6 protein-coding genes are annotated in these 6,693 nt (G+C 66.9%); 3 read left to right on the forward strand and 3 right to left on the reverse strand.

Going from position 1 to position 6,693, the window contains the following annotated elements; all coding sequences use genetic code 11:
• Both LPZ50_RS19830 and LPZ50_RS19835 read left to right on the forward strand, forming a co-directional pair.
• Positions 1-630, forward strand: a 630-nt coding sequence (locus LPZ50_RS19830; RefSeq protein WP_230664126.1) for a 3-oxoacyl-ACP reductase, incomplete at its 5' end; no start/stop codon positions are given.
• Positions 631-634: 4 nt separating this feature from the next.
• Positions 635-1,918: an LLM class flavin-dependent oxidoreductase gene (locus tag LPZ50_RS19835; protein ID WP_230664129.1), complete on the forward strand. Its 1,284-nt coding sequence runs from the start codon at positions 635-637 to the stop codon at positions 1,916-1,918.
• A gap of 34 nt (positions 1,919-1,952) precedes the next feature.
• Here the strand turns inward: LPZ50_RS19835 and LPZ50_RS19840 are convergent, their stop codons facing one another.
• From LPZ50_RS19840 to LPZ50_RS19850, 3 genes are all read right to left on the reverse strand, one after another.
• Positions 1,953-4,553, reverse strand: a complete 2,601-nt coding sequence (locus LPZ50_RS19840; protein ID WP_230664131.1) for a TonB-dependent siderophore receptor — start codon at positions 4,551-4,553, stop codon at positions 1,953-1,955.
• Positions 4,554-4,629: 76 nt separating this feature from the next.
• On the reverse strand, positions 4,630-5,637 hold the full coding sequence (locus tag LPZ50_RS19845; RefSeq protein WP_230664134.1) for a FecR family protein: 1,008 nt from the start codon (positions 5,635-5,637) through the stop codon (positions 4,630-4,632).
• Positions 5,638-6,159, reverse strand: coding sequence for an RNA polymerase sigma factor (locus LPZ50_RS19850; RefSeq protein WP_230664137.1), 522 nt, complete (start codon positions 6,157-6,159; stop codon positions 5,638-5,640). It lies immediately after the preceding gene.
• A gap of 224 nt (positions 6,160-6,383) precedes the next feature.
• On the opposite strand from LPZ50_RS19850, the gene LPZ50_RS19855 reads away from it, so the two are divergent.
• On the forward strand, positions 6,384-6,693 hold a 310-nt coding region (locus tag LPZ50_RS19855; RefSeq protein ID WP_230664140.1), incomplete at its 3' end, for a PepSY-associated TM helix domain-containing protein.

Below are 6,693 nucleotides of genomic sequence, written 5' to 3' on the forward strand. Positions count from 1 at the left end.
GAACTGGCCGCCACGGCGCCCGACCGCGCGCTGGCCGTGCAGGCCGACGTATGCGATGCGGATGCGGTAGGCGCCATGATGGCGCAGGCCGAGGCCCGTTTCGGCATGCCGGCCACCACGCTGGTCAACAACGCCCTGCCCCGCTTCGAATTCAACGGCGACGCGCGTCCGCATGCCGACGCGCTGACCTGGCAACACCTGGACCACCAACTGCAGGGCGTGCTGCGCGGCGCGCTGCATACCATCCAGGCCGCCCTGCCGGGCATGCGCCGCGCCGGCGGCGGCCGCATCGTCAACATCGGCACCAACCTGTTCCAGAACCCCGTGGTGCCGTACCACGACTACACCGCCGCCAAGGCCGCGCTGCTGTCGCTGACGCGAACCCTGTCGCAAGACCTGGGCCCGGACGGCATTACCGTCAACATGGTGTCGGGCGGCTTGCTGCGCACCACCGACGCCTCGGCCGCCACGCCGCAGGCCGTGTTCGACCTGATCGCGGCCAGCACCCCGCTGCGCCGCGTAACCACCCCCGAGGAATTCGCCGACGCGGTGCTGTTCTTCGCATCGCCGTGGTCGCGCGCGGTAACCGGCCAGAACCTGGTGGTGGACGGCGGCCTGGTGAAAAACTGACGCCATGCACCTGAACCTGTTCATTTTCGGCTGCGGGCACCACCGCGCGGCTTGGCGGCATCCCGATTCTCCGGTGGAACGCCTGGGCGACATCGCCTACTACGAGGCCCTGGCCCGCACCGCCGAGCGCGGCTGCTTCGACGCGGTGTTCTTCGCCGACGGCCAAAGCACCGACAACGTGGCCGACGGCCCGCGCTGGTTCCTTGAGCCGCTGACCGCCATGGCCGCCATGGCCCGCGCCACCGAACGCATCGGCCTGATCAGCACGGTATCCAGTACCTTCTACACGCCTTTCCACGCGGCCCGCATGCTGGCCTCGCTGGATCACATTTCGGGCGGCCGCATGGGCTGGAACGTGGTCACGTCCATGTTCGACGTGGAAGCGCGCAATCATGGCTATGAAGCCATGCCCGACCATGAATGGCGCTATGCGCGCGCCGAGGAATTCGTGGACGTGGCGCTGCGCCTGTGGGATTCCTGGGAAGACGGCGCGCTGCTGCGCGATCGCGATGGCGACTACGCCGACGTGAATCGCGTGCATGCCATCCGGCACCATGGGCCGCAGTTCCTGGTGGACGGGCCGCTGACAGTGCCGCGCCCGCCGCAGGGCCACCCGGTGCTGTTCCAGGCCGGCGCGTCCGGCCCCGGGCGCGATCTGGCGGCCCGCCGCGCCGAAGCCATCTATGCCGTGGCCTACGACCTGCCGGCCGCGCAGGCCTATTACCGCGACATCAAGCAGCGTGTGCGCGCCGCCGGCCGCAGCGACCCGGTGCCCATCATGCCGGGCCTGGTCACCTACGTGGGCAGCACCGAAGCCGAAGCGCGCTCCAAGCAACGCCAACTGGACGAACTGCTTCCCGTGGCCACCTCGCTGCGCCAGCTGGGCACCTTCGTGGGGCAGGACTGCATGGACTGGGAACTGGACGCCCCCGTGCCCGCGCTGCCGCCCCTGGAAGCCTTTACCGGCCCCAAGGGCCGCTACGGCACCATCCTGCGCATCATCGAAACCGAACAGCCCACCGTCAGGCAGTTGCTGGGCCGGCTGGCGGCGGGCGGCGGCCATTGCACGGTGGTGGGCACGCCCGACCAGATCGCCGACCACATCGAGCTATGGCTGCGCAACGAAGGCGCCGACGGCTTCAATCTGATGCCGCCGGCGCTGCCGGGCAGCATCGACGATTTCGTGGACCACGTGGTGCCGGTGCTGCAACAACGCGGCCTGTTGCGGCGCGCCTATAGCGGCCGCACCCTGCGCGAACACCTGGGGTTGGCGCGACCGGCAGGCTGAAACGCGGCGCCTCCCGCGCAGCCGGCCCACCATATCAGAACGACAACTGCGCGTTCAGCAGGGCGCGCCGCTCGTTGCCCCACACAATGGTGGTGCCGTTGGCAAAGCGGTTGCGGTCGTAATAAGTTTTGTTGAATACGTTCTTCACGTTCAGCTGCAGCTTCAAGTCCATGCCGTTGGCCAGGGTGTTCTCGTAGAACACCCCCACGTCGACGATGCCGTAGCCCGGGTTGTAGTCGGTGCGCGAATTGGGGTTGTAGTACGTGCCCACGCTGGGGTCGCGCCAGGAATTGTGGCTTTTGCTCCAGGCGCGCAGGCCCACGGCCACATGGGCTGTTCCGTAATCGGCATGGTTATACACGCGGAACTTGTTCCACAACGCCAGGTTGTGCTCGGGCATATTGGGCTTGCTGCGGCCGCGCGAGAACGGGTCTTCGGTGTCCACGTATTCGGTCTTCAGGTAAGCGTACGACAGCGAGGCCGCCCACCAGTCGGTGATCAGGCCCGACAGTTCCAGCTCCAGGCCCTGCGAACGCTCCAGGCCGGCCAGGCTGGTGCGGCAATCGCCAGTGCCGTCGGTGCCGCCGGGCGTGCCGGGCGCGGGCGCGGCAAGCGGGTCGCACTGGCCTTCCTGCTGGGCCGCCATGGGCATGTTCTTCTTGTCGATGCGGAATACAGCAGCGGTGAACATCGCGCGCGCGTCGAACAGGTCCTGTTTGAAGCCGATTTCGTACTGTTTTCCTTCCTGCGGCTTGGTGATGTAGGCGCCGCTCATGTCCAGCAGATTTAGTTCGTTGGGATAGAACGATTCGCCGTAGCTGGCATAAACCGTGGAACTGGGCGTGATGTCATGCATCAGCGCGATGCGGGGCGACCACTTGCTGACCTTGTTGCGCTGCGTGCTGTCGGCCGGGCGGTTGTCGAACTGCGCCCAGCCCATGGCCAGCAGCACGCGGGTCTTGCCGTTGGGCAGGTGCAGCATGTCCTGGAAATACAGGTTCAGGTCGTTGCGCTTGGTGGGTTCGCCCAGCGGGTCTTCCCAGATGCGGTCCTGGTAGTGCCAGTTGCCGTAGTCGGGGTCGAAGATATTGATGGGGCCCGGCGTGTACGGCTGGCCGGGGCGCGAATCGCTGGCCACCTTGCGGCCGCTGGAACGCGTTTGCGTGAATCCGTAGCCGCCGCCCGCCAGCCAGTCGTGGCGGAACGCGCCGGTATGCGCCTGGCCGCTGACATCCAGCCCCACCGACCAGTTGCGGCCGGTGCTCTGGCGGCCGCTGACGTAACGGCCCACGTTGCCATCGGCGTCCGGCCCGCGGTTGCCGCCATTGACGCGCGTGTTCTGCCACCACTGCTTGGTTTCCTGGTAATTGGCATATGCGGCCACTTTCACACTGTCGTTCGGGCGCCATTGCGCGTCCCAAAGCAGGGTATCGGTTTCCGTCACCGCGCGGTCGTTCAGGCTGCCCCAGAAGAAGTCGCGCGGCACCGGATAGTATTCGCCGTAGTACGGGCTGGCCGGATTGCTGATGCGCATATTGTTTTCCTGCTCGGGCACGGCCTCCATGTCCATGCGTTCGTAGGTCAGCGTGGTGTCGAAGCGCGAGCTGGGCGCAAATGTCAGCGCGGCCAGCACGCTTTTCGGCTCCTGGAAAATATGGTCCTGGTCGTCCTTGGTGTGCGTGTAGCTGCCCACCAGGCGGTACAGCAGTGTGTCGTCCTGGTTCAGCGGGCCGGTCATGTCCACCATCGACCCATACGAACCCTTGCTGTCGGTACGCCCCAGGATGGTGTAGGCGGCCTCGGCGCGGGGCCGCTTGTACGTGTAGTTGATGATGCCGCCCGGTTCGGCCGCGCCGTAATACAGGGCGGCTGGGCCGCGCAGCAGTTCTACGCGTTCCAGGCTGTCCGGGCTGCGCGCGGTGGAAGCCGAACCATACGTGCGTTGGCCGTTGATCAGCAGTTGCCCCGCTCCACCGGTGGAGAACCCGCGCACATTGATGGAACGCGACATGCTCTGGCCGATGTCGCCGTTGCCGCTGGTGGTGGTTACTCCGGCAAACCCTTCCAGGGTGTCGTAAATGTTGGCATCGCCGCGGTCCATCATCAGTTCCTTGCTGGCCTGGTTGATGGTGAACGGGGTTTGCCGCGGCGGCAGTGAGGTCTTGGTGGCAATGGACGTGGGCGTATCGGCAATGTAGGCGGGTAGTTGCTCGCCCGACACCGTCACCGGCGCAAGCTGCGCCACGCCTTGCTGCCGCACGGTGGCCACGCGGCCGCGCAGTACGTAGACCAGGCCGCTTTGCGAAAGCGCGCGCCGCAGCGCCTGTTCCGCATTCATGCTGCCCCGCACCTGCGGCGCCTGGAAGCGGCCCACCTGCTCCGGATCGAAGGCGACCGACAGGCCCGTGCGGCGGCTGATCTCCATCAGCGTGCGGTCCAGCGGCTGGGCCGGGATATCGAAACTGAGCACCTGCGCCTGGAACGGCGCGGCCTCCTGGGCGTGCGCCACCTGGACGGGCACATGCAAACCGGCCACCACGATGGCGAGGACGGTACGCCGGCAATACCCGGGCAGGCGCGCGGCGCGCAGCTGGAAATCCTGGACACGCCGCGCAGCGTCAAGCTGGAACCACATTTGATCTTCCTCTCCGGAATGTCTTGTCGGAGGGAAGACAATCGACGGCGCCAAATCCTGATATTGAGATTCGTTTTTATTTATCGGACGCAGCCGATATCGTCACGACCCGCCCGGATTGCGCCACTTCCACCGGCAGCACGTCGGGCAGGGCCCGCAGCATGGCCACCACGTCATCCAGCTGCACGGCCAGCGTCACCGGTAATGCTCTGACCGACGGCGCCACGTGCACCGTCCATTCGCCGCGGCGGCTGATGGCCTGGCCCACGTCGCCCAGCGTATCGCGGTCGAACACCAGGCGGCCCTGGCGCCAGGCGGCCAGTTGCTGGGGGTCGGCGGCCTGCACGCCATCGAACACCGCCTGCCGCAGACGCACCGACTGGCCTTGCCGCAAGTCCACCGGCCGTCCCTGGCCGGGCGGGATCACGCGGACATGGCCGCGCGCCACGCCCACGCGCAGGCCGTCTGGCAGGCGCTGCACCTCGAACGCCGTACCCAGCACCCGCACCTGGCCCGCGCCGGTATGAATCACGAAGGGCCGCTGCGCATCGGGAGCCACATCGAAAAACGCCGTGCCGGATGGCAGCGATACCTGGCGCTGGCTGTCGCTGAATTCCACTTGCAGCGTGGTGCCCACGTCCAGTGCCACGCGCGTGCCGTCACGCATGGCCAGCACGGACTGGTCTTGCAGCGAGGTGGCAAACTGGCGCGGCCCCAACGGTGCGAAATCTGCGTAGCTGTGCATCTGCCAGGCCACTCCCGCCGCTGCAAGAATGGCGGCAAACGCCACGGACCAGCCCCACGCGCGGATCCGGCCGCGCCGCGGGCGGTGCGCCGCGCCAGCATGGGCCTGGCCGCGGAAATGCTCGCGCAGGGGATCCAGCCGGGCCCAATCGCGCGCACAGGCATCGTACGCGGCGCGGTGGCGCGCGCTTTGTTCCAGCCACCGCTGAAAGCGGCGCCGCAGCTCGGCCTGGCCCGCTACGCCCTGGCTTTCGCGCAGCGCCAGATACCAGCGCATGGCGTCATCATCGACGCTGTCCGCGGCGGTGCCTGTCGAAGAATGCGTATCAGAAGAGTTCACTTAACCTTCGTTCAAGGCCGCACGGCATGCGCGCATGGCGCGGATGACATGCTTTTCAACCATATTGCGGGAAATATCCAGGCGGGCGGCGATCGTGGCCTGATCCAGGCCTTCGAAACGATACAACAGGAATACTTCGCGGCAGCGCGGCGGCAGGGCTTCGATCGCCTCGATCACGCGGGCCAGGGCCTGGCGGTCGGCGTAAATGCGGGCGGGATCCAGGGCTTCGGACACGCTGGGCTGGCCCAGCGCCACCTCGGCATGCACGCGGTTTTCCACACCTTCGCGGGTACTGGTGTTGTATGCGATGTTCAGCGCGGTGCGATACAGGTAGCCCGACGGATTGCCCAGGTCTTCCTGCCCGCCGCGATCCAGCATGCGCGCGTAGGCTTCCTGGACCAGATCGGCCGGCGAATGCTGGCCCCCCAAACGGGCGGCCACAGCGCGCCGCACCGTGCCCAGGCAATCTTTCAGTGACGCCCAGCCTTGTCCCAGGTTGGGGGTTTCCACTTCGCTGCTCATTCCCGTCCCTTTATTTCTGAGAATAATAACAAATCTCATTATTAATTTCTTCTGAAAGGTCAGGATGCCGCGCCCTGGCTTGTCTATGCAGCAGACCGACACCGCGCCCGGTTTTCCGGCCGGGCGCACTGTTTCCACCGCCAGGTATTCCATGCCCGTAGTCCATCACCGATCCGTCAGCCCGCTGCGGCGCGCGGCCCAGCCTCAACGCGCCGGAGGCCGGCGTGCGCCCTGACGGCAAGACGGAGGGCCTGCGCCAGGCCATGTCGTGGCTGCACACCTGGTCCGGCCTGGTGCTGGGCTGGCTGCTGTTCGCCATCTTCCTGCTGGGCACGTTCAGCTACGTGCGCGATGAAATCTCCGTCTGGATGCAACCGGAACTGCATCGGTCCCAGGCGCAGGCCTCTACCCCGGCCACCGCCGTGGCGGCCATGGCGCGCCTGGCCCCGCGCGCGGAAACCTGGACGATTTCCCTGCCCACCGAACGCGACCCGGCGGTACAGGTATCGTGGCGCGACCCCGGCGCGGCCGCCG

The sequence above is a fragment of the Bordetella petrii genome (genome assembly GCF_020991325.1).
Lineage (GTDB): Bacteria > Pseudomonadota > Gammaproteobacteria > Burkholderiales > Burkholderiaceae_B > Bordetella_A > Bordetella_A petrii_E.

What these genes read in the sequence shown, in the direction of transcription:
- LPZ50_RS19850 (WP_230664137.1), bottom strand. Translation starts at nt 6,159, where the DNA reads ATGAGCAGCGAAGTGGAAACCCCCAACCTGGGACAAGGCTGGGCGTCA.
- LPZ50_RS19840 (WP_230664131.1), bottom strand. Translation starts at nt 4,553, where the DNA reads ATGTGGTTCCAGCTTGACGCTGCGCGGCGTGTCCAGGATTTCCAGCTG.
- LPZ50_RS19835 (WP_230664129.1), top strand. Translation starts at nt 635, where the DNA reads ATGCACCTGAACCTGTTCATTTTCGGCTGCGGGCACCACCGCGCGGCT.